Source organism: Streptomyces sp. AJS327, assembly GCF_013450295.1.
Taxonomy (GTDB): Bacteria; Actinomycetota; Actinomycetes; order Streptomycetales; family Streptomycetaceae; genus Streptomyces.
Genome location: NZ_SKBR01000002.1, coordinates 498186 through 519925, shown reverse-complemented (window position 1 = coordinate 519925; position 21740 = coordinate 498186). Strand labels below are relative to the sequence as shown.

The 21740-nt window shown below is 71.8% G+C and carries 22 protein-coding genes; 5 read left to right on the top strand and 17 right to left on the bottom strand.

Annotation, left to right across the window (positions count from 1 at the left end; translation table 11 throughout):
- Positions 1–100 precede the first annotated feature (100 nt).
- Positions 101–544, bottom strand: a complete 444-nt coding sequence (locus E0L36_RS12055) for a hypothetical protein (RefSeq protein ID WP_180929014.1) — start codon at positions 542–544, stop codon at positions 101–103.
- Positions 545–636: 92 nt separating this feature from the next.
- Here E0L36_RS12055 and E0L36_RS12050 point away from each other — a divergent pair, with 92 nt between their 5' ends.
- The gene (locus tag E0L36_RS12050; RefSeq protein ID WP_180929013.1) at positions 637–1209 is read left to right on the top strand and encodes a cob(I)yrinic acid a,c-diamide adenosyltransferase; all 573 of its coding nucleotides are present in this window, start codon (positions 637–639) and stop codon (positions 1207–1209) included.
- A 224-nt stretch (positions 1210–1433) separates the two neighbouring features.
- Here the strand turns inward: E0L36_RS12050 and E0L36_RS12045 are convergent, their stop codons facing one another.
- Complete coding sequence (locus E0L36_RS12045) at positions 1434–2183, bottom strand: hypothetical protein (protein WP_374705528.1); 750 nt, start codon at positions 2181–2183, stop codon at positions 1434–1436.
- A gap of 861 nt (positions 2184–3044) precedes the next feature.
- On the opposite strand from E0L36_RS12045, the gene E0L36_RS12040 reads away from it, so the two are divergent.
- The 4 genes from E0L36_RS12040 (at position 3045) to E0L36_RS12025 (ending at position 7306) form a co-directional block, all read left to right on the top strand.
- On the top strand, positions 3045–3290 hold the full coding sequence (locus tag E0L36_RS12040) for a DUF5708 family protein (protein WP_180929012.1): 246 nt from the start codon (positions 3045–3047) through the stop codon (positions 3288–3290).
- 4 nt (positions 3291–3294) lie between these two features.
- Positions 3295–5016 carry a histidine kinase gene (locus E0L36_RS12035; protein WP_308416737.1) on the top strand — a complete coding sequence of 574 codons (1722 nt, stop codon included), beginning with the start codon at positions 3295–3297 and terminating at the stop codon, positions 5014–5016.
- Positions 5017–5174: 158 nt separating this feature from the next.
- Positions 5175–5864, top strand: coding sequence for a response regulator transcription factor (locus tag E0L36_RS12030; protein WP_308416736.1), 690 nt, complete (start codon positions 5175–5177; stop codon positions 5862–5864).
- A 521-nt stretch (positions 5865–6385) separates the two neighbouring features.
- On the top strand, positions 6386–7306 hold the full coding sequence (locus E0L36_RS12025) for an AEC family transporter (RefSeq protein WP_180929955.1): 921 nt from the start codon (positions 6386–6388) through the stop codon (positions 7304–7306).
- Positions 7307–7396: 90 nt separating this feature from the next.
- On the opposite strand, the gene E0L36_RS12020 is transcribed toward E0L36_RS12025, so the two are convergent.
- The 15 genes from E0L36_RS12020 to prfA form a co-directional block, all read right to left on the bottom strand.
- Positions 7397–7849 (bottom strand): DUF2550 domain-containing protein, encoded by a 453-nt coding sequence (locus E0L36_RS12020; RefSeq protein ID WP_180929011.1) that lies wholly within the window; start codon positions 7847–7849, stop codon positions 7397–7399.
- Between the two features lie 152 nt (positions 7850–8001).
- Positions 8002–8385 (bottom strand): F0F1 ATP synthase subunit epsilon, encoded by a 384-nt coding sequence (locus tag E0L36_RS12015; RefSeq protein ID WP_180929010.1) that lies wholly within the window; start codon positions 8383–8385, stop codon positions 8002–8004.
- A gap of 136 nt (positions 8386–8521) precedes the next feature.
- Positions 8522–9976 carry a F0F1 ATP synthase subunit beta gene (gene atpD, locus E0L36_RS12010; protein ID WP_180929009.1) on the bottom strand — a complete coding sequence of 485 codons (1455 nt, stop codon included), beginning with the start codon at positions 9974–9976 and terminating at the stop codon, positions 8522–8524.
- Positions 9977–9978: 2 nt separating this feature from the next.
- Positions 9979–10911, bottom strand: coding sequence for a F0F1 ATP synthase subunit gamma (locus E0L36_RS12005; protein ID WP_180929008.1), 933 nt, complete (start codon positions 10909–10911; stop codon positions 9979–9981).
- 2 nt (positions 10912–10913) lie between these two features.
- Positions 10914–12485 (bottom strand): F0F1 ATP synthase subunit alpha, encoded by a 1572-nt coding sequence (gene atpA, locus E0L36_RS12000; RefSeq protein ID WP_180929007.1) that lies wholly within the window; start codon positions 12483–12485, stop codon positions 10914–10916.
- A 153-nt stretch (positions 12486–12638) separates the two neighbouring features.
- A complete protein-coding gene (locus E0L36_RS11995) occupies positions 12639–13454 on the bottom strand; it encodes a F0F1 ATP synthase subunit delta (protein WP_180929006.1) in 816 nt (271 codons plus the stop codon).
- Positions 13451–14023 (bottom strand): F0F1 ATP synthase subunit B, encoded by a 573-nt coding sequence (locus E0L36_RS11990; protein ID WP_180929005.1) that lies wholly within the window; start codon positions 14021–14023, stop codon positions 13451–13453. Before E0L36_RS11990 ends, E0L36_RS11995 begins: the two co-directional genes overlap by 4 nt.
- Positions 14024–14066: 43 nt before the next feature.
- Positions 14067–14309, bottom strand: a complete 243-nt coding sequence (atpE, locus tag E0L36_RS11985; protein WP_180929004.1) for an ATP synthase F0 subunit C — start codon at positions 14307–14309, stop codon at positions 14067–14069.
- A gap of 74 nt (positions 14310–14383) precedes the next feature.
- On the bottom strand, positions 14384–15178 hold the full coding sequence (atpB, locus tag E0L36_RS11980; RefSeq protein WP_180929954.1) for a F0F1 ATP synthase subunit A: 795 nt from the start codon (positions 15176–15178) through the stop codon (positions 14384–14386).
- Between the two features lie 261 nt (positions 15179–15439).
- Positions 15440–15883 (bottom strand): hypothetical protein, encoded by a 444-nt coding sequence (locus tag E0L36_RS11975; RefSeq protein ID WP_180929003.1) that lies wholly within the window; start codon positions 15881–15883, stop codon positions 15440–15442.
- Between the two features lie 963 nt (positions 15884–16846).
- Positions 16847–18244, bottom strand: a complete 1398-nt coding sequence (locus E0L36_RS11970) for an MraY family glycosyltransferase (protein WP_180929002.1) — start codon at positions 18242–18244, stop codon at positions 16847–16849.
- Positions 18245–18324: 80 nt separating this feature from the next.
- Complete coding sequence (locus tag E0L36_RS11965; RefSeq protein ID WP_219636539.1) at positions 18325–18999, bottom strand: protein-tyrosine-phosphatase; 675 nt, start codon at positions 18997–18999, stop codon at positions 18325–18327.
- Complete coding sequence (locus tag E0L36_RS11960) at positions 18996–19643, bottom strand: L-threonylcarbamoyladenylate synthase (RefSeq protein WP_180929001.1); 648 nt, start codon at positions 19641–19643, stop codon at positions 18996–18998. Before E0L36_RS11960 ends, E0L36_RS11965 begins: the two co-directional genes overlap by 4 nt.
- Entirely contained in the window at positions 19643–20500 is an 858-nt protein-coding gene (prmC, locus tag E0L36_RS11955) for a peptide chain release factor N(5)-glutamine methyltransferase (protein WP_180929000.1), read from the bottom strand. Before prmC ends, E0L36_RS11960 begins: the two co-directional genes overlap by 1 nt.
- 142 nt (positions 20501–20642) lie before the next feature.
- Positions 20643–21713 carry a peptide chain release factor 1 gene (gene prfA / locus E0L36_RS11950; protein WP_180928999.1) on the bottom strand — a complete coding sequence of 357 codons (1071 nt, stop codon included), beginning with the start codon at positions 21711–21713 and terminating at the stop codon, positions 20643–20645.
- Positions 21714–21740: the final 27 nt, after the last annotated feature.

Genomic DNA, 21740 nt, shown 5'->3' with positions numbered 1-21740 from the left:
GCGCAGGCCGCTGCCGTGTTCGGAGGTTAACGCGTAACGCCACCCGCTGGACAGCGCGGGGAGACGTAACGCGTCTCACATGGCGGACCACGGCGGTGGTTCATCCGGTGGGCCGTCGGGCGTAGTTGAGGAGTCTGTCCGTGGCGAACGAGGCGAGGATGTCCAGCCTGGTGAGGGCCGTGGCGGCGGCGTGGTCGGGGTCCTCCCCCGCGGAGACGGTCAGGGTGCCCCAGCGGGTGACGGTGTCGGTCATGTTGGCGAGCTGACTGGCGACGAGTTCGGGTTCGGGGTCGTCGGGGGCGGCGCCGGTCTCCTCGCGGAGGGTGTGGGCGAGGCGGTCGACGATCTGGTGGCGGATGAGCATCAGCCGGGCGAGGAGTGGCGGCGAGGAGCGCACGCAGCGCATGAAGTCCTGGAGGCCGTCGGTGAGTCCGGAGCCGGGGGCGCGTTCGGCGATGTCGGCGCGGAGAGCGCCGAGGAGGGCGTCTGCGGCGGAGGCGCCGGGGGGCCGTTCGCGGACCAGCCGGGAGGGGCGGTCGATCATGTCCTCCGCCCGGTCTGACCGCCACCCGCGCCGCCCGTGCGGTCCCGGCCGGGGTCGCCCGGCCCCGGCCGGGCGCGGGCTACCCTCGGCGCATGGTGAAGCTGACGCGGATCTACACCCGTACCGGAGACCAGGGCACCACCGCCCTCGGCGACATGAGCCGTGCCCCGAAGACCGACCGCCGCATCGCGGCGTACGCCGACGCGAGCGAGGCGAACGCCGCGATCGGGGTGGCCCTCGCCCAGGGCGACGTGGGAGAGGACCTGACCGCCGTCCTGATCCGGGTGCAGAACGACCTGTTCGACGTGGGCGCCGACCTGTCCACGCCCGTCGTCGAGAACCCCGAGTTCCCCCCGCTCCGCGTGACGCAGACCTACATCGACCGGCTGGAGGAGGACTGCGACCGCTTCAACGCCGAGCTGGAGAAGCTGCGAAGCTTCATCCTGCCCGGCGGCACCACCGGTGCGGCACTGCTGCACCTGGCCTGCACCGTGGTGCGCCGCGCCGAACGGTCGACCTGGGCCGCGCTGGAAGAACACGGCGACACCATGAACCCGCTCACCGCGACGTACCTCAACCGGCTGTCGGACCTGCTGTTCATCCTCGCCCGCACCGCCAACAAGGAGCGCGGCGACGTGCTCTGGGTCCCCGGCGAGAACCGCTGACCCGCCGGGAATCCCCCGCCCCCGCTGCCCCGCCGGGAGTCCACCGCGCCGACGGCGCCACCTTCCGTCCCTGAGTGAGCCCTGTTCTCGTTCGCGTCGTCCGCTCCCGTACGAGAGCAGCGCTCTCCTTCGTGCGCAGCGGGCCCTTGAGCGAGAGCACCGCTCTCCCGGCCGAGGACCGAGGGCCGAGGGGAGTGGTGGGTGGCCGTCGGGGGGCGGAGGGCTCAGAGGCGCTTCGCGGGGTCGACGGCGGTCCCGCCGCCACTTCCGTTGGCCACACCCGCGCGATCGGCACCCACTCCGTCGGCGCCCGCTCGATCGATGCCCACTCCGTCGGCGCCCGCTCGATCGGCGCCCGCCCGGTCGCGGAGGGCGGCGAGTCCGCCGCGTCGGAGGGCCGGTGGGCTGCCGGGGCCGGTGGGCTGGTCCGGGGTGTCGCGGCTGCTCGGCCGTTTCGGGAAGACGGTGTAGGCGAGGGCCACCAGCAGGCTGATCACGATGACGAAGCCCGTCTTCGTCTGCCAGTCCCGCAACGGTCCGGTCTGTGCCGGATCTCCGACGTACCAGATCGCGGCCTGGAGGAGACCGGCGGCGATGACCGCGCCCGCGCACGCGCGCAGGCTCATCTTCCACTCGTGCAGGGCGCGCGCCATGCCGTACCGCGGGGGTTTGGCTGGCCGGGGTCCGCCCGCGAGGCGGTGCGCCGCGTGCCCGTCCGCCCACCGGATCATGTAGTGCCCGTAGGCGATGGTGCCGCCGAGGTAGACGGCCGCGAGGCCGTGCTGGAAGGCGGGTTCGGCGCCGTTCTTCAGGTCGATCGCCGTGACGGCGAGCAGGACGACTTCCAGCAGCGGTTCGCACAGCAGCACCGCGACACCGGCACGTGGCATCCGCGCGAGGTACCGCAGCGCGAGCCCAAGGACGAGCAGTACCCAGAAGCCGACCTCGCAGATGATGATCAAGGTGACGATCACCCGTGACTCCCCCTTCACTCCGCCCGGACGATGGTTCGTCCATGGTCACGGGGCGGGGCCGGGGAACGCGTCGTCGCCCGTGACGAATCCGTGGGCGGGGGACTGCATCGAAAGATGCAGCCGGGACCCGTCAGGTCATGCGGTAGCAGGACGAGCCGCACCGCACGGCCGTCCTAACCTGGGCCCGGCAGACGGCCACGGACAGTGGACGGCCACGGACGGCGGACAGCGCCAGGCGGTCCGCCGGGAATCCGGCCCCGGAACCGGCCACGGAACCGGCCCCCGCGACGGGGCGCCCGGAATCCGACGCGGAGCCCGGAACCGGCACCGCACCGGCACCGGCACCGGCACCGGGACAAACGCGGAGCAGGAGGGGAACCAGGCGGGTGGGGCTGGCACGGGCACGGGCCCGACCAGCGCGGGCACCGGCACGGGCACGGGCCCGCCAGCGCGGGCACCGGCACGGGTACACGCACCGGCCGCAACGTCCGCGTGGGCCGCGGCAGCCGCACGGACCCGCAGCGTCCGCGTGGACCGACGGGCGGGATCGAACCCACGGGAGGACGTCGCACCGCCGGTCCGGGGTGTCGCGTGCGCCCCTCACGGCTGTGCGCCCACGTCCCTGCGTCTCGGTGCTTCCGGGTGCTTCCGGGCCCGGTGCCCGGGTCGGCGCCTCTCGCTGCTGCCGGTGTCCCCGGAGTCGCGGGGGTGCGGGCGGCCGCGTGGGCGTCGGAAGGGGACCGGTCGGTAACCGGTTGAGGTGAGATCGGTGACCGCTGTCGCCTGAGGTACTTTCGGAACGGATCGAGCCGGGCTGGAGGAGCACGGCCGAGCATCCACGAGCAGGACGAGGAGAACGCAGTGGCACGGAACGGCGGAAGCGGCCCGGTGGGCGTGATGGGGCTCCCGAAGTCGACCAGGAACATCGCCGAGGGCGTGCTGCTCCTCGTCGTCGGGCTCGTGCTGCGGCAGTTCCTGGCGGGCGCGGAGGTGCCCGTCATCGAACCGCGCGTGGTGGGGACGGTGCTGATCGTCATGGGCGTACTGGAAGTGGGCTGGGGCCTGTTCCAGAAGTTCGGCCCCCGGCGGCCGGTCGGGGAACGGTGAGCGGGTGTCGGGGCACACGCCCCCCGGCCCACACCGCGATGGACGGTCCGGTGAGCCGGGGCTGATCGCTCGCGGGGTGTGGGCGCTGGGGGACCTGCCGATCCGGCTGGACCGGTCCGGCCAGTCGGGGGCCGCCGCCGCGCGGCTGCCCGGCGGGACGGTGCTGCCCCTTCCGCACCGGCACGACGTGGTACTCGCGGTGGGCGTGCTGGCGGCGGGGGTGCTGCTGTGGCGGCTGGGGCTGGTCAGCAGACCGCCGGTGGGCGAGTCGTACGGGGCGCTGGTGCTGCTGCCGCTCGGGATGATGTGCCTGGCGGCGCTGGGGCGGCGGGTGGCGCAGCCGTGGGCGCTGTTCCTGGCGGTCGTCGCGCTGGTGGGGGACGCGTTCGCCGGTTCGCTGCTGTCGACGGTGGTGCTGTTCACGGACATCGTCTACGCGGCCGTGCTGTACGGGCCGGCGCGGGTGTCGCGCGCGGTGATCCCGGCGAGTATGGGGCTGTCGGTGGCGGTCACGGTGGGTCTGCTGGCGGGGCTGCGGACGCCGGAGGCGGTGATGTTGAGCGCCGTGTGCTGGGGGGTCACGCTGGCGCCCGCGTCGACCGGGGCGGTCGTCCGGAACTACCGGAACACGGCGGCGGCGGAACGGCTGCGGGCCGAACAGACCGCGCTGCTCGCGGAGATGGACCGGACGCAGGCGGTGCACAGCGAACGGGCGCGGATGGCCCGCGAACTGCACGACGTGGTCGCGAACCACCTCTCGGCGATCGCCATCCACTCGACGGCGGTGCTCTCCGCGGCGCCGGGTGCCCGGTCCGCCCCCGGACCGTACGCGGGGCACGGGACCCCCGGAGCGCACGGTGGGCCCGGCGAGCGGGAGAGCCACGGCTCGTACGGGGGGCGCGGGACGGTGGACGGGACGCCGGGGGGCGCGGCCGACGCGACGGCGGCGATGACCTGGGAGGCGCTCGGCGTGATCAGGGAGAACAGCGTGCGGGGACTGGCGGAGATGCGGCGGCTGATCGGTCTGCTGCGCGCTCCGGGGGACGAGGAGGAGCTGACGGCGACGCCGACGCTGGACGCGGTGGACCTGCTGCTGGACCGGGCGGCCGCGGCCAGTGCCTGCGGGGCGTGGACGGTGGGCGGCACGGGGGCCGGGGACACCGCCGCCGCGCTGGACGACGCCGTCGCGGACCGGGCGGAGGCCACGTCATCCGGCGGGGGGCGGGGCTCCGAACCCCAGGAGCGCGGGACCGGGCTCCAGGAGCACGGCACCGGGCTCCGTTTCCGGCTGTGCGACGAGCGGACTCCGGGGGCGCAGCTCCCGGCCCCGGTGGATCTGGCGGCCTACCGGATCGTGCAGGAGGCGGTGACCAACGCACTGAAGCACGCCGCCCCCGGGCCGGTCACCATACGGCTGGTGGACGATCCGGCGGGCCGGGAACCGCTCTCCGTCCGGGTCACCAGCCCGTTGCCGCCCGGGTGGGCGGACGGTGGGGGCTCGGCGGCGAACGACGCGGGCGAGGACGCGGCGTACGGCTCGGCTCCGGGGTGGACGTCGCGGGCGCCGGGGGCGGGCGCCGGTCTGATCGGGATGCGGGAGCGCGTCGAACTGCTCGGTGGCCAGCTGTGGACGGGGCCGTCCACGGGTGCCGACGGCGCCCCGGTGTGGCGGGTGGAGGCCGCGCTGCCGGTGCGGGAGCCCGCGGCGGAACGGAGGATCGCGTGAGCGCCACGGCCCGGCCCGAACCGGATCCGGCCCCGGGGCCACTTCCCGGTCCGGAGCCCGCCGCGAAGCCGGAGCCGAAGCCGGATCGGCCGTCCGGTGCTCCCGGTGGTCTCGGTAGTCCCGGGGTTCCCGGTGGTCCCAGCGATTCCGGTGGTGGTGTGCCGGGGCCGTGCGGGCCGGAGGCGCGGGGGCGGGTGCGGGTGCTGATCGCGGAGGATCAGCGGGCGGTGCGCGCGGGTCTGGTGCTGATCCTGCGGGGGGCGCCGGGGGTCGAGGTCGTCGGGGAGGCGGGCGACGGTGCCGAAGCCGTACGGCTGGCCCGGGAGTTGCGGCCCGACGTGGTGCTGATGGACGTACGGATGCCACGGCTGGACGGGATCTCCGCGACGCGGCTGATCACGGGCGAGCGGGTGGCTGACGTGCTGGTGCTGACCACCTTCGACCTCGACGAGTACGTCTTCGGGGCGCTGCGTGCCGGTGCGGCTGGCTTCCTGCTGAAGGACAGCGAGGCGCCGCAGGTGGTGGAGGCGGTGCGGACGGTGGCCCGGGGCGAGGGCATGGTGGCGCCGTCGGTGACGAGGCGGCTGATCGCCGAGTTCGCCGAGCGCGGCCCCCAGTCCCCCGGTGCGGCCCATCTCCCCCCGGGACTGGCGGAGTTGACGCCCCGCGAACGACAGGTGCTGCGCTGCCTCGGTCAGGGGCTGTCGAACGCGGAGGTGGCCGCGCGGCTGTCCATGGCGGAGGGCACGGTGAAGACCCACGTCAGCCGGCTACTGGGCAAGCTGGACCTGCGGAGCCGCACCCAGGCCGCCGTGCTGGCGCGCGAGGTGGACGCCTCCGGCTGGTAGCCCCAACCCACGGCCAGGCGACCGGGGTTCCGACCTCCAGCCCGCCACCCACCGCCAGGCGAGCGGGTGTTCCGGTCAGGGGGCCGCCAGGGGTTCCACGCGGGCGGTGCCGAGCAGGAGTTCCCGTGGGTGCTGCCGGGGCTCGGCCGGTCCACGGTGCCGCACCGCGCCCGTACGGGACGCTCCTTCACGCCGATCGGGCCACCAGCGGCGCGACGCTCCCCGCGACGCCCTTGCCCGTACGGGACGCCCCTCCCCCACTCCCGGCTCCACCACACTCCCCGCCCCCGCCCCGCCTTCGGTACGCCTCGCGCAGGCACGCCCCGTGCCGCGTGTGCCGCACGGGCCCCGCGTGTGCCGCCGGTGACGCCGCCGCCGCTCGCCCTGTCTCACCGTCCCGGGCGTCGGTGGTTCCCATTCCGGGCGTCGGTGGTTACCGCCCCCGCCGCCCCGTGCCGGACGGGCGTTCGGAGAATGGTCCGGTGTGCGGAAGGGTGGCGGTGCAGCCGGAGGGAGCGGCTTTGGGCGGGGTGGTCAGCGGGTTCGTGGCCATAGCGAGCGTCATCGGCGCGGGGTACGTCCTCGGGCGGCGCCGGCTGCTGGGGGGCGGCGGACGGGAGGTACTGACCCGGCTGGCGTTCCATGTGGCCAGTCCGGCGCTGCTGTTCGAGACCCTGGCGGGTACCGATCTGTCCGCCCTGTTGTCCGGGCATCTGCTGGTCACGGCGGCGAGCACGCTCGCCGTGGCGGGGGTGTTCGCCGGGGTGGCGGCGGTGCGGCGCTGGTCCACCGGATACTCCACGGTCGGGACGCTGTGCGCGGGTTACGTCAACGCGGGCAACCTCGGCATCCCCGTCGCGGCGTACGTGCTGGGCGACGCCTCGCTCATGGCACCGGTGCTGCTGCTCCAGCTCCTGGTGTTCACGCCGGTGTTCCTGGCGGTGCTCGACTCGACGACGAGCCGGGTGGGGGCGGCGCCACTGCGTCGTCTGACCAGCCCGTTCCGCAATCCGATCGTGGTGGGTTCGCTGGCGGGCGCGGCGGTCTCGGCCTCCGGGTGGACGCCGCCGGAGGCGGTGCTGGAGCCGTTCCGGCTGCTGGGCGCGATGGCGATACCGGCGGTGCTGCTGGCGTTCGGGATCTCGCTGCGGGGGTCGGCGGTGCTGTCGGCCGGTGCCGACCGGGGGCCGGTGCTGCTGGCGGTGGCGTTGAAGGGGGTGGCGCATCCGCTGGTGGCGTGGGCGCTGGGCGCGGGGGTGTTCGGGCTGTCCGGGGCGGTGCTGTGCACGGTGGTGGTGACGGCGGCGCTGCCGTCGGCGCAGAACGTCTTCACCTACGCCACGCACTACGACGTGGGGGTGGGTCTGGCGCGGGAGGCGGTGTTGCTGTCGACCGTGGTGTCGGTGCCGGTGCTGCTGACGGTGGCGGCACTGCTCGGCTGATCCGCCGGCGCCCCGCGGGCCGGGCGGAGGCGGGTCCGGGGGCGGAGTGCGGGGCAGGGTGGGCGGCGCTGGGGCGAGGGCGCGGGAGGGTCAGGCGACGTTGACGCGCTGTCCGGGTGGGGCGGCCTCCAGCCAGGCGAGGAAGCCGGTGAGCGCGTCCTCGCTCATGGCGAGTTCCACGCGGGTGCCGTGCAGGGAGCAGGCGAGGACCACGGCGTCGGACAGGAGCGCCAGTTCCTCCTCGCCCTCCGGGAGCCGCCGGTGCAGCACCTCGATGCCGTCTCGCGCCAGCGTCCGCCGGGGGCGCGGGGCGTAGGAGAAGACCCGGAACCACTCGATCTGGTCACCGTTGTAGCGCGCTATGCCGTATGCCCAGCCCTTGCCCTTGGCCGCGGCGGCGTCCGTCTCGGGCAGCGCCCAGCGCAGGTTGCAGTCGAAGGTGCCGCCGGAGCGCTGGATGAGCCGGCGGCGTACGGCGAAGGCGAACAGACCCGCCGTCACCAGCAGCAGGGCCGCGCCGCACAGCAGCAGAGCGAGGACCATCCGTACCGACCTCCTCGCTCTCGCAGAACCTGGACTGGCGGGACCGGCTGGCTGTCCGGACCCGCTTCAGTATGTTGACAGCCGCGGACGGGTCTGGAGAAATTCCAGTCCGTCCGCGGCTGAGTGTTGTACCCGGCCGTGACCCGAGGCGCTCAGCGCGCGGCGGTCACCGCGCGCAGCCGCACGTCCGCGCGGCGCTCGGCCGCCGCGTCCGCGTCGGACTTGGCGCGTTCCAGCGCGCGCTCGGCGCGCTGGACATCGATCTCGTCGACGAGTTCCGCGACCTCGGCGAGCAGGGAGAGCTGGTTGTCCGCGAAGGAGATGAAGCCGCCGTGTACGGCGGCGACAACGGTGCCCTCCCGGCCCTCCTCGGTGCTGCGGATGGTGACGGGGCCGGACTCCAGCACACCGAGCAGCGGCTGGTGGCCGGGCATGACGCCGATATCACCGGACGAGGTGCGCGCGACGACCAGGCTGGCCTCGCCCGACCAGACCTTGCGGTCCGCGGCGACCAGCTCGACGTGCAGCTCAGCCACAGTGGCTCCTTCGTTGGGGTGCCCAGGTGCCCCGGGAGGGGCGCCTCCCGGAACACCGTGCTGGGGTTGGGGATCGGGGGTGGCGGCGGGAGGGGGTGGGCGGTGCCCTTCCCCACCCCGCCGCCGGAGCGGGGCGTCAGGAGACGCCGAGCTCCTTGGCCTTGGCCTTGAGGTCGTCCAGGCCGCCGCACATGAAGAACGCCTGCTCCGGGTAGTGGTCGAAGTCGCCGTCCGCGATCGCGTTGAACGCGGCGATGGACTCGTCCAGCGGAACGTCGGAGCCGTCCAGGCCGGTGAACTGCTTCGCCGCGTGGGTGTTCTGCGACAGGAAGCGCTCGATCCGGCGGGCGCGGCTGACGGTGAGCTTGTCCTCTTCGCTCAGCTCGTCGATGCCCAGAATCGAGATGATGTCCTGGAGGTCCTTGTACTTCTGGAGGATCCCCTTGACCCGCGAGGCGCAGTCGTAGTGGTCCTGCGAGATGTAGCGGGGGTCCAGGATCCGGGAGGTCGAGTCCAGCGGGTCGACCGCCGGGTAGATGCCCTTCTCGGAGATGGGACGCGAGAGCACCGTGGTGGCGTCCAGGTGCGCGAACGTCGTCGCCGGGGCGGGGTCGGTGAGGTCGTCCGCGGGGACGTAGATCGCCTGCATGGAGGTGATCGAGTGGCCGCGGGTCGAGGTGATGCGCTCCTGGAGCACACCCATCTCGTCCGCCAGGTTCGGCTGGTAGCCGACCGCCGAGGGCATCCGGCCCAGCAGGGTGGAGACCTCGGAACCGGCCTGGGTGAAGCGGAAGATGTTGTCGATGAAGAACAGCACGTCCTGCTTCTGCACGTCGCGGAAGTACTCCGCCATGGTCAGACCGGCCAGCGCGACCCGGAGGCGGGTGCCCGGCGGCTCGTCCATCTGCCCGAAGACCAGCGCGGTCTGCGGGAGCACCCCGGACTCGGCCATCTCCTCGATGAGGTCGTTGCCCTCACGGGTACGCTCGCCGACGCCGGCGAACACGGAAACGCCCTCGTGCAGCTTGGCCACACGCATGATCATTTCCTGGATGAGGACGGTCTTGCCGACACCGGCGCCACCGAAGAGGCCGATCTTGCCGCCCTTGACGTACGGGGTCAGCAGGTCGACGACCTTCAGGCCGGTCTCGAACATCTCGGTCTTCGACTCAAGCTGGTCGAAGGCGGGGGCCTTGCGGTGGATGGCCCACCGCTCGGTGACCTCGGACTCGGCCTCCGGCTCGTTCAGGATCTGGCCCAGGGTGTTGAACACCCGGCCCTTGGTCACGTCGCCGACGGGCACCGTGATGCCGTCGCCGGTGTCGGTGACCGGGGCCTGACGGACCAGGCCGTCGGTGGGCTCCATGCCGATCGCGCGCACGAGGCCCTCGCCGAGGTGCTGCGCGACCTCAAGGGTGAGGACCTTCTTCTTGCCGTCCTCGGCGGGGTCGGCGATCTCGACGGTCAGCGCGTTGTAGATATCCGGCATCGCGTCGACGGGGAACTCCACGTCGACGACCGGGCCGATGACCCGCGCGACGCGGCCGGTGGCCACGCCAGCCTCCGGGGCCGTCTCAACTGTGGTGGTCATGGTTAGCGGTCACTCCCCGAAGAAGCGTCAGCCAGCGCGCTCGCGCCACCGACGATCTCGCTGATTTCCTGGGTGATGTCGGCCTGGCGGGCCGCGTTGGCAAGCCGGGTGTACGACTTGATGAGGTCTTCCGCGTTGTCCGTCGCCGACTTCATCGCACGCCGCGTCGCCGCGTGCTTGGAGGCGGCCGCCTGGAGCAGCGCGTTGTAGATGCGGCTCTCGATGTACCGCGGCAGGAGGGCGTCGAGAACGTCCTCGGCCGAGGGCTCGAAGTCGAAGAGCGGCATGATCTGCGTGCCGCGCTTGAGGACCTCGGCGGACTCCTCAGCGCTCTTCTCGAAGCTGAGCGGAAGCATCCGCTCGTCCTTGGCCGTCTGCGTCATCATGGAGACGAACTCGGTGTAGACGATGTGCAGTTCGTCCACGCCGCCCTTCGCCGCCGTGTCCGCCTGGACCGCTTCGAGCAGCGGTTCGGCGACGGCCTTGGCGTCGGCGTAGGTCGGGCTGTCGGTGAAGCCCGTCCAGGACTGTTCGACCTGCCGCTCGCGGAAGCGGTAGTACGCGACGCCCTTGGAGCCGACGATGAAGTTGACGACCTCCTTGCCCTCACCGATCAGCCGGTTCGACAGCTGCTCGGCGGCCTTGATGGCGTTGGCGTTGTACCCGCCCGCGAGGCCGCGGTCGCTGGTGATCAGCAGGACCGCGGCGCGCGTGGGGCGCTCCACCTCGGTGGTCAGCCAGTGCTGGACGTTCGATCCGTACGCGACGGAGGTCACCGCGCGGGTGAGTTCGGTCGCGTACGGCTCGGAGGCCGCCACCCTGCGCTGCGCCTTGACGATGCGCGAGGCGGCGATCATCTCCATCGCCTTGGTGATCTTCTTGGTCGCCGTGACGGACTTGATCCGCCGCTTGTAGACCCTGACCTGGGCGCCCACGGTCAGTCCTCGCCCAGCAGCTGGCCGTCCGAGGTCTCGAACTGCTTCTTGAACGAGTCCACCGCGTCACCGAGGACCTGGAGGGTGTCCTTGGACATCTTCCCGCCCTCGACGATGCTGTTCAGCAGCCCGGAGTGCTCCCGGTGCATGTAGTCGAGCAGTTCCCGCTCGAAGCGCCGCACGTCCGCGACGGGAACGTTGTCCATCTTGCCGTTGGTGCCGGACCAGACCGAGACGACCTGCTCCGCGGTGGAGAAGGGGCTGAACTCGGCCTGCTTCAGCAGCTCGACCATCCGCTGGCCACGGGCCAGGCCCGCCTTCGAGGCGTCGTCCAGGTCGGAGCCGAAGGCGGCGAACGCCTCCAGCTCGCGGAACTGGGCGAGGTCGACGCGGAGCGAACCGGTGATCTGCTTGATCGCCGGGTGCTGCGCCGAGCCACCGACTCGGGAGACGGAGATACCGACGTTCAGCGCGGGCCGCTGCCCGGCGTTGAACAGGTCGGACTCCAGGAAGCACTGGCCGTCGGTGATGGAGATGACGTTGGTCGGGATGAACGCCGACACGTCGTTCGCCTTGGTCTCCACGATGGGCAGGCCGGTCATCGACCCCTTGCCCATGTCGTCGGAGAGCTTGGCGCACCGCTCCAGCAGCCGCGAGTGCAGGTAGAACACGTCGCCCGGGTAGGCCTCACGGCCCGGCGGGCGGCGCAGCAGCAGGGACACGGCGCGGTAGGCGTCGGCCTGCTTGGACAGGTCGTCGAAGACGACGAGGACGTGCTTGCCCTGGTACATCCAGTGCTGGCCGATGGCGCTGCCGGTGTAGGGGGCGATGTACTTGAAGCCCGCGGGGTCGGAGGCCGGGGCGGCGACGATGGTGGTGTACTCCAGCGCGCCGTTCTCCTCCAGCGCCGCCCGCACGGAGGCGATGGTGGAGCCCTTCTGGCCGACGGCGACGTAGATGCAGCGGACCTGCTTGTCCGGGTCGCCGGAGCGCCAGTTCTCCCGCTGGTTGATGATCGTGTCGACGCACAGCGCGGTCTTGCCGGTCTGCCGGTCGCCGATGACCAGCTGCCGCTGGCCGCGGCCGACGGGGGTCATGGTGTCGACGGCCTTGTAGCCCGTCTCCATCGGCTCGTGCACGGACTTGCGCTGCATCACCGTGGGGGCCTGGAGCTCCAGGGCGCGGCGGCCCTCGGTCTCCATCTCGCCAAGGCCGTCGATCGGGGTGCCCAGCGGGTCCACGACGCGGCCGAGGTAGCCGTCGCCGACGGGGACCGACAGCACCTCTCCGGTGCGGTGGACCTGCTGGCCCTCCTCGATGCCGCTGAACTCACCGAGGACGACCGCTCCGACCTCGCGCTCCTCAAGGTTGAGGGCGAGGCCGAGGGTGCCGTCCTCGAACTTCAGCAGTTCGTTCGCCATGGCCGAGGGCAGGCCCTCGACCTTCGCGATGCCGTCACCGGCAACGCTGACCGTCCCGACCTCTTCGCGCGAGGCCGCGTCCGGCGTGTACGACTGGACAAAGTTCTCCAGCGCGTCCCGGATCTCATCCGGCCGGATCGTGAGCTCCGCCATCTGGGTTCCCTGCTCTCCTTGTTGGGCCCGTAGGTCACTTCGGGGGGCCTGGGGGTCGTCCCCCAGAAGATTCCGATTACGGCCCAACGCGGGCCGCTGTCATGCTTGTTGAGTTGACTGGGCGCCCGGGGCGCCCCGCGCGGGTGTCGCCGGTCAGGCGGCCATGCGCCGTTCCGCCTCGTCGAGACGGTCCGCGATGGAACCGTTGATCACCTCGTCGCCGACGCGGACGGTGATCCCTCCGAGGATCTCCGGGTCCACGTCCAGGTTGAGGTGCACCTGGCGTCCGTACAGCTTCGCCAGGGCGGCGCCGAGGCGCTCCCGCTGCCGGTCACTGAGCGGCACCGCGGAGGTGACGACCGCCACCGACCGGTTACGCCGCTCCGCCGCCAGCTTGGAGAGGTTCTCCAGCCCACCTTCCAGGCTACGTCCCCGCGGCTGGGTCACCAGGCGCGTCACCAGCCGCTCGCTGGTGGGCTGGGCCCGCCCGCTGAGCAGGGTGCGCACCAGTTCCGCCTTGGCCGAGGCGGTGGCCGTGCCGCTGGTCAGCGCGGAGCGCAGCGGCGCCGAGGAGGAGACGGTGCGGGCGAACCGGAACAGTTCGTCCTCCACGTCGTCCAGTGTGCCGGACCGTTCCGCGGCGACGAGGTCGGCGATGTCCGCCAGCTCCTCGACCGCGTCGACCAGGTGGCGCGGGGACGACCAGCGGGACCGGACCATGCCGGACACGAGGTCGGTGGCCTGCCCGCCGAGCTGCTCACCGAGCAGCTGGCTGACGAGTCCGGCCTTGGCCTCGCCGGTCCGCGCCGGGTCGGTGAGGACCCGGCGCAGCGAGACCTCGCGGTCGAGGAGCGCGGTCACGGCGGCGAGCTCGTCGGCGAGGGCCGCCGCGTCGGCGGAGGTGCTGTCCGTCAGTGCGGTCAGCGCCTCACGCGCGGCGGTCTGCGCCTCGCGGCTCGCCCCACTCATCGGGCTGCCTCGGCGGAGTTCGAGGAGGGCGCGTTCTCGGCCTGCTCCTCCAGCTCGTCGAGGAAGCGGTCGATGGTGCGGCTCTGCCGCGCGTGGTCCTCCAGGGACTCACCGACCAGCTTTCCGGCCAGCTCGGTGGCGAGCTTGCCGACGTCCTGCCGCAGCGTCTGGGTGGCCTGCTTGCGGTCCGCCTCGATCTGGGCGTGACCGGCAGCGATGATCTCCTCACGCTGCCGCTGGCCCTCGGCCCGCATCTCGTTGATCAGCGTGGCCCCCTGCTCCTGCGCCTCGGAGCGCAGCCGGGCCGCCTCGTGGCGGGCGTCGGCGAGCTGCTCCTTGTACTGCTGGAGGGTCTCCGCGGCTTCCTGCTGGGCCGCCTCGGCCCGCTCGATGCCGCCTTCGATGGCATCGCGCCGCTCATCCAGAACCTTGTTGATGTTCGGGAGGAGCTTCTTCCAGAGGAAGAAGAGAACGATGGCGAAGGCGAGGGAGCCGATGACGAGCTCTGGGATCGGCGGGACGAGAGGATTCTGCTCCTCCTCGGCCGCCAGCTGTACCAGGGCGTTCACATCAGTGCCTTCCGTCGAATGATGGGTCGATACGTTCGGCGGATCAGCTCCGGAAGACGAAGCCCATAACAATGCCGATGAGGGCCAGCGCCTCACAGAAGGCGAAGCCGAGGATCTGGTTCTGCCGGATCAGGCCGGCCGCCTCGGGCTGGCGGGCGAGGGCCTGGGTGCCGTTACCGAAGACGATGCCGACGCCGATGCCGGGGCCGATGGCGGCGAGACCGTAGCCGATGGAGCCGAGGTTGCCGGTGACACCTTCGGCCAGGAACGTCTGCGCAGCGGACATGCTGTTTCTTCCTTCTGTTTACTGGACCGGCGGGGGTTGGCCACCGGACGGCTGTGAGCGGGGAATAGAGCGGCTCAGTGTTCCTCGGCGAGCGCGCCCTGGATGTAGGTGCAGGTCAGCAGGACGAAGACGTACGCCTGCACAGCTTGGATGAACAGCTCGAACGCCACCATCACGATGGTCATCAGGAACGACACGCTCGCGTAGGCGATACCGATGCCGTTCAACAGGTACCAGCTCGCGATGGTGAACATCACGAGCAGCATGTGGCCCGCGAACATGTTGGCGAAGAGCCGTACGGCGTGGGTGAAGGGGCGGATCAGCAGGTTCGAGAAGAACTCGATGACCATGACCAGCGGGAGCACCGGACCGAGCGACTTGTCGTAGCCGGTGAAGTTCTTGAAGGCGCCGACGAACCCGTGCCGTTTGAAGGTGAGCGAGACCCAGGTGATGTAGACGATCAGCGCGAGTCCGAGCGGAATGGCGAAGATCGAGGTGACCGGGAACTGGGCGAGGGGGATCACCGACCAGAGGTTCATCACCCAGACGAAGAAGAACAGGGCGACGGCCAGGGGGACGTACTTCTCGCCCTCCTTCTTGCCGATGGTCTGGTAGACGATGCCGGTGCGCACGAAGTCGTATCCGGCCTCACCGATCATCTGGAGCTTGCCGGGCACCAGCTTGGGCTTGCTGAAGGCGGCCGAGAAGAACCAGACGATGGCGGCGGTACCCACGATCGCCAGCAGCATGGTCTTGTTGAACTCGAAGCCACCGATGGTGAACATCGGTTTGAAGAGGAACGAGTGGAGCCCTGGGGCCGGGAAGCCGCAACCGTCGAAGATGTGGCAATCGGTCTCGAAGGCGAGCATCTGGTCACTACTCACCGCGAGCTCCTTCTGCTTGGCGCATGAATACGGCTACCTCGGTGTGTCGGCGCGGCGCGCGGCCACGGAGCGGCACTGGACTGGACTTGCGGATGTGGGGGCGGCGGCTGACCGGAAAGCGGGGCTGTCCGTGCCGTCCCGGGGAACGCACTGGACCGGCCGCCCGCACCTGCTGCGCCGCAGTTGGCACCGGACCATAGCAGCCGCTCGAACGGGCTCTTATCCCGGCCCTACGTGTCGCTGTACTCACGAACGCGTCCCGGTGGCGGCGGACTTAGCGGCTTCACCGCCAGAGGGTTCGGGGTCGACGTACATGATCTTCGCCTTCATGTGGGCGACCGCCTGCGAGATGACCCACACGATGGCCGCCGCGAGCAGCGCGAGCCCGAAGGCGGTGGTGTCGAACAGGGTGGTGTCCTGGAATACGGCCAGCACCACGAAGAGCAGCAACAGCTGGGTGACGTACAGCAGTAGCCCCATCGCCTGGAAGAGCTGCGGATGCGACCGCGAGACCCACTGGAGTACGGCGAGGCCCATCCCCATGAAGAGGATCACCACGAGCGCCCCGCTCGCCGCGCCCACCGCGCCCTTGCCTCCGGCCAGTACACCGCTGATCGCCGCGGCTACGGCGCCGGCGAGGGCGGTCGGTACGGCGCACTGCAGCAGCATGCGGGCGTCGTTCGACTGCATGGAGTTGCTCCGGGGGAATCGGGGACTTTCTGTCGTCAGCGACGAGCGTATCCCGGGCATTGAGGACATACCTACCGCCGGAGAACCGTCATAGTGGCGTCCTTCGGCTGGTCACCGGGTTCGTGAACGGTATCACAAACTATTTGATGAGGTCTTTACCATGCAGTGTGCACCGGGTCACACGTGAGCGTCATTCCGCTCGAACAAGCGCCTGACGGCGGTGATTTACGCGGTGCTTTCCTTTTTCTGGTAATTCCCGCGACCGGAACAGCCGTTCCGGGTCAGCCGCTTATACCCGTTTTCACCTGAACTCGGTGTAGCCGGAGTGAAACCACATTGTCACCCCTTGGAAATCACTTCGTGCCCCACGTCACCCCGGCCTCTCCCCCGGCCACCCGTTCCACTGCCGGTCGAGGGCCACGGCAGCCCCGTGCCGCACCCCGCGCCCCGGCCGTCCCGCCGTCCCCACGCGCCCTCGCCATACCGTCATCGCGTGCGTCCCCGCCATGCCGGCCGGTGCCCGGCCGCGGAACTCCCGGGCCACGCCCCACACTTCCCCTCCCGCCGGGCCCGCACAAGCCGCCGGGCCCGGTACCGGCACCACGCCACGGGGTTCTTGGAACGGGCCGGCGGCACCAGCCCGTCCTGGGCGGGGTACCGCCGGGGTGGTCCGTCGCCGCCGCACCGCGCCGGGACCGGCGCGCTCCCGCACGCTCTCCGGCACGCGTGCGCGACGGCCCGGTGGCGCGCGCCGAAGCGCGGCGAGGTGAGCCGGCGCGGGGCGGACCGGACCGAGGCGGCACGGGACAGGACGGGGCAGGGCAGGGGCTGGAACGGCGGGGCGGTGCGGGCCAGCGCGCGGCCGCACGGCCCCACACGGCGACAGGTGTCCCCCCGGGCCCCGGTGCCGCACGTGAGCGATCTTCGCGGGATGTGGGGACTCCACCGCCGGGAGCGCGGGCGCTAGCTCGGGTCGTCGTCCGTCTCCCGGTTCGGTACCAGCCGCTGCCGATCCCCCACGGCGGACGCCCCGTTGGCGCCTCGGGCGACCGGCCCCCGCTCGCCCCGCCCCGTGGCGCCCGCGCCCGGGGCGACGGGCTCCTCCGTCCGGCGGGGCTCCTCGGGCGTGCCCCCGGGGCCCGGCCCCGCGGGCTCGGCGCCGTCCTGCCCGCCAGGGGCGGCGGCCGCTGTGGGCTGCCGCCGGTAGCGCGGCGGAACGACGGCCTGCGCCCAGGCCGGGACGCGCGGTGTGAAGCGCGGCAGCAGCAGGATGACCAGCCCCGCGGCGCTCAGCAGCACGATCGCCAGCACGATCACGAGACTGGTCGACTTCACGGAGAAGGCGACGGCGCCGAAGGCGATCAGCGCGGCCCAGAAGTACATGATGAGGACGGCGCGGCTGTGCGAGTGCCCGATCTCCAGCAGCCGGTGGTGCAGGTGACCCCGGTCGGCGGCGAACGGCGAGCGGCCGTGCCAGGTGCGCCGCACGATCGCCAGTACCAGGTCCGCCACCGGCACCGCGATGATGGTCAGCGGCAGCAGCAGCGGTACGTACAGCGGGATGTTCATGTGCACGGCGGAGCGGACGGAACCGGCGTGCTCCACCATCAGGTCCGGGTCCACCTGACCCGTGATGGACACCGCTCCGGCGGCCAGCACCAGGCCGATCAGCATCGACCCGGAGTCGCCCATGAAGATCCGGGCCGGATGCATGTTGTGCGCGAGGAAGCCGACGCACATCCCCATCAGCACGGCGGCGAAGAGGGTCGCCGGGGCGGCGGCCTCGATGCCGTAGCCGTACCACATGCGGTAGGCGTACATGAAGAACGCGCAGGCGGCGATGGAGACCATTCCGGCGGCGAGGCCGTCGAGACCGTCGACGAAGTTGACCGCGTTGATGGTGATCACCACCAGCGCGACGGTGAGCAGGGTGCCCTGGAAGGGGGTGAGCGCCACGTTGCCGACGCCGGGGATGGGCAGCCAGAGGATCGTGAGGCCCTGGAGCACCATGACACCGGCGGCGATCATCTGCCCGCCCAGTTTGACCAGCGCGTCCACGCCCCACTTGTCGTCCAGCACGCCGATCAGCCAGATCAGCCCGGCGCCGGAGAGGAGCGCTCTGGGCTCGTCGGAGTGGGTGAACAGGGCGCCGATGTTGGTGAGTTGGGACGCCACCAGCAGCCCGGCGCAGAGGCCGCCGAACATCGCGATGCCGCCGAGCCGGGGGGTCGGCTCACGGTGCACGTCCCGCGCGCGGATCTCCGGCATGGCACCCGCCGCGATGGCGAACTTCCGCACTGGCCCGGTCAGGAGGTAGGTGACGGCAGCCGTGACGCACAGCGTCAGCAGGTATTCACGCACGGGCTCCCCAGAGATATCGCGTGGCTTTCAGCCCCACACCTTAGGACACCGCTCCAGGCAGAACGGTTTCGCTGCGCCAGTCAGCGCCCGGCGGGCACTCCCGTCAAAGCCGTCACAACCGGCTCCAGCGCGTGCTGGATCTCCTCGCCGACGGTGCGGAAGTACGGGATGGGGGCCCCGTACGGATCGTGGATCTCGTCGGCGTCCGCGCTGGGCGCCAGCAGCCAGCCGCGCAGCGCCGCCGCGGCCCGGACGAGCGCCCGCGCGCGCTCCGCCACACCGCCCGGATCCCGGGGAGCGGGCAAGGTGGCCGGATCTATCGCCCGCACCAGCCGGGTGAACTCCTTGAGGGTGAAGGTACGCAGCCCCGCGGAGTGGCCCATGGAGATGACCTGGGCGCGGTGGTCCCGAGTCGCGGTGAGCACCAGACCGGCGCGGATGACGTGCTCGTCGAGCAGTTCACGGCCACGGAACCCCTCCGGGTCGGCGCCGTGTTCCAGCAGGACCTGGGAGGCGTGCTCCTCCATGGGCGCGCCCTCGTGTCCCCAGGTACCGGCGCTCTCCACCACGAGGCCGCCCAGCGCGCCGTCGCCGAGCCGGGCGGACAGCGCGTGCCGGGTCAGCCGCTCGCTGATCGGGGAGCGGCAGACGTTGCCGGTGGAGACGAGGAGGATGTGGAAGGCGGAAACCGCCTGGCTCGCTGACGCTTCGATCTCCGGTCCCGGTATGCCACGCCCCTCGGGCGCGGCCGTCAACTGCTCACCTCAAGGTCTGGGACGACCTCGCGCAGCTCTTCCGCGCTGAGCGCGCCGGCGCGCAGCAACACCGGTGTGGTGCCGGTGACATCGACGATGGAGGAGGCGACCGCCGCCGGAGTGGGGCCGCCGTCGAGGTAGACGGCGACGGAGTCGCCGAGCATGTTCTGCGCGGCGTCGCAGTCCTGCGGGGCGGGGTGGCCGGTCAGGTTGGCGGAGGAGACGGCCATCGGGCCGAACTCGGTGAGGAGTTCGATGGCGACGGGGTGCAGCGGCACCCGCACGGCCACGGTGCCGCCGGTCTCGCCCAGGTCCCAGGTGAGCGACGGCTGGTGGCGGGCGACCAGCGTCAACGCGCCCGGCCAGAAGGCGTCGACGAGTTCCCAGGCCAGCTCGGAGAAGTCGGTGACCAGGCCGTGCAGGGTGTTCGGGGAGCCGACGAGCACCGGTGACGGCACACCGCGGCCGCGGCCCTTGGCCTCCAGCAGATCGCCCACGGCGTCGCCGTCGAAGGCGTCGGCGCCGACGCCGTAGACGGTGTCGGTGGGCAGCACGACCAGCTCTCCCCGGCGGACGGCCGAGGCGGCCTCGCGCAGACCGGTCTTGCGGTCACTGGCGTCCGTGCAGTCGTATCGGCGTGCCATCACGGCACCTCCCTGCGGGCTGTGGCGAATCGGGGCCGGTTGTTGAGGTCGGGGTGGTCCGCCGCGTCCGCCCAGCCGCGGTCCTCGGCGAAGACCCACGGCACCTGGCCCCCCTGGGTGTCGGCGTGCTCGACGACCACGACGCCGCCGGGGCGGAGCAGCCGGTGGGCCGCCCGTTCCAGTCCGCGGATGGTGTCGAGTCCGTCCTCACCCGAGAACAACGCGAGCCCGGGGTCGTGGTCGCGGGCCTCCGGTGCCACGTACTCCCATTCCGTGAGCGGGATGTACGGGGGGTTGGCGACGACCAGGTCGACCTGCCCGTTGAGTTCGGTGAGGGCGGTCAGCGCGTCCCCCTGGTGCAGGCTGACGCGGCTGCCCTCGGGGACGGCCGCGATGTTCTCGCGGGCCCAGCGCAGCGCGCCCTCGTCGAGCTCGACGGCGTGGACGCGGGAGCGGGGCACCTCCTGGGCGAGGGCGAGCGCGATGGCGGCGGAGCCGGTACACAGGTCGACGACGACGGGCTCGGCGACGTCCATGGCACGCACCGCGTCTATCGCCCATCCGGCGACCGACTCGGTCTCCGGCCGGGGGATGAACACCCCGGGCCCGACGCGTAGTTCGAGGTAGCGGAAGAAGGCGCGGCCGGTGATGTGCTGGAGCGGTTCGCGGGCCTCGCGGCGGGCGACGGCCTCCCAGTAACGGGCGTCGAAGTCGGCGTCGGCCACCCGGTGCAGCTCGCCCCGGCCGACGCCGTGCACGAAGGAGGCCAGCTCCTCGGCGTCGAAGCGCGGTGAGGGCACCCCGGCGTCGGCCAACCGCCGGGTGGCCTGGGCCACCTCCGTCAGCAGCAGATTCACGAGGTCACTCTCACAGGTGTCGCGGTGGTCGGGCGGCCGGGGGTGGCCGGGCGGTGGCGTACCGGCGCGCTCCCGGGCAGGCGCGGGGCAGCCTCTCGGGTGGCCCGGGCGGCGCTCGCGCGGCGGGGTGCGCCGGGGCCGGTCACTGCGCCGCGGCCAGTCGGGCGGCGGAGTCGGCGTCGACGCACGCCTGGATCACCGGGTCCAGCTCGCCGGCGAGGACCTGGTCCAGGTTGTACGCCTTGAAGCCGACGCGGTGGTCGGAGATCCGGTTCTCCGGGAAGTTGTAGGTCCGTACCCGCTCCGAGCGGTCCACGGTGCGGACCTGGCTGCGCCGGGCGTCGGAGGCCTCCCGTTCGGCCTCCTCCTGCGCGGCGGCTAGCAGCCGGGCCCGGAGGATCCGCATCGCCTGCTCCTTGTTCTGGAGTTGGCTCTTCTCGTTCTGGCAGGAGACGACGATGCCCGAGGGTTCGTGCGTGATCCGGACGGCGGAGTCGGTGGTGTTGACGGACTGGCCACCGGGTCCGGAGGAGCGGTAGACGTCGACGCGCAGGTCGTTCGGCGCGATCTCGACGTCGATGTCCTCGGCCTCGGGGAGTACCAGCACCCCGGCGGCGGAGGTGTGGATCCGGCCCTGTGACTCGGTGGCCGGGACCCGCTGCACCCGGTGCACGCCGCCCTCGTACTTGAGCCGGGCCCAGACTCCCTGGCCGGGTTCGGCGTCCCCCCGGGACTTCACCGCGACCTGGACGTCCTTGTAGCCGCCGAGGTCGGACTCGGTGCTGGAGATCAGCTCGGTGCGCCAGCCGTTGCGCTCCGCGTACCGCAGGTACATGCGCAGCAGGTCGCCGGCGAACAGCGCGGACTCGTCGCCGCCCTCCCCGGCCTTGACCTCCAGGATGACGTCCTTGTCGTCGCTGGGGTCGCGGGGGACGAGCAGCAGCCGGAGCCGCTCGGTCAGCTCCTCGCGGCGCACCTCCAGCTCCTTGACCTCGTCGAAGAAGCCGGGATCCTCGGCGGCCAGCTCGCGGGCGGTCTCGATGTCCTCGCCGGTCCGCTTCCACTCGCGGTAGGCGCTCACGACGGGGGTGAGTTCCGCGTACCGCTTGTTGAGTCGGCGGGCCGCCGCCTGGTCGGCGTGGATCGCCGGGTCCGCGAGCTGTCTTTCGAGGTCGGCGTGTTCGCCGATGAGTTCCTCGACCGCCTCGAACATCGGATGTCCTTGTCTGGAGTGCCGGGG

Coding starts and splice junctions, on each gene's coding strand:
- atpD (WP_180929009.1), bottom strand. CDS start 9,976: ATGACCACCACAGTTGAGACGGCCCCGGAGGCTGGCGTGGCCACCGGC.
- atpE (WP_180929004.1), bottom strand. CDS start 14,309: ATGTCCGCTGCGCAGACGTTCCTGGCCGAAGGTGTCACCGGCAACCTC.
- E0L36_RS12020 (WP_180929011.1), bottom strand. CDS start 7,849: ATGGTCCTCGCTCTGCTGCTGTGCGGCGCGGCCCTGCTGCTGGTGACG.
- atpA (WP_180929007.1), bottom strand. CDS start 12,485: ATGGCGGAGCTCACGATCCGGCCGGATGAGATCCGGGACGCGCTGGAG.
- E0L36_RS12055 (WP_180929014.1), bottom strand. CDS start 544: ATGATCGACCGCCCCTCCCGGCTGGTCCGCGAACGGCCCCCCGGCGCC.
- E0L36_RS11975 (WP_180929003.1), bottom strand. CDS start 15,883: ATGCAGTCGAACGACGCCCGCATGCTGCTGCAGTGCGCCGTACCGACC.
- E0L36_RS11995 (WP_180929006.1), bottom strand. CDS start 13,454: ATGAGTGGGGCGAGCCGCGAGGCGCAGACCGCCGCGCGTGAGGCGCTG.
- E0L36_RS12050 (WP_180929013.1), top strand. CDS start 637: ATGGTGAAGCTGACGCGGATCTACACCCGTACCGGAGACCAGGGCACC.
- E0L36_RS11960 (WP_180929001.1), bottom strand. CDS start 19,643: ATGGCACGCCGATACGACTGCACGGACGCCAGTGACCGCAAGACCGGT.
- atpB (WP_180929954.1), bottom strand. CDS start 15,178: ATGCTCGCCTTCGAGACCGATTGCCACATCTTCGACGGTTGCGGCTTC.
- prfA (WP_180928999.1), bottom strand. CDS start 21,713: ATGTTCGAGGCGGTCGAGGAACTCATCGGCGAACACGCCGACCTCGAA.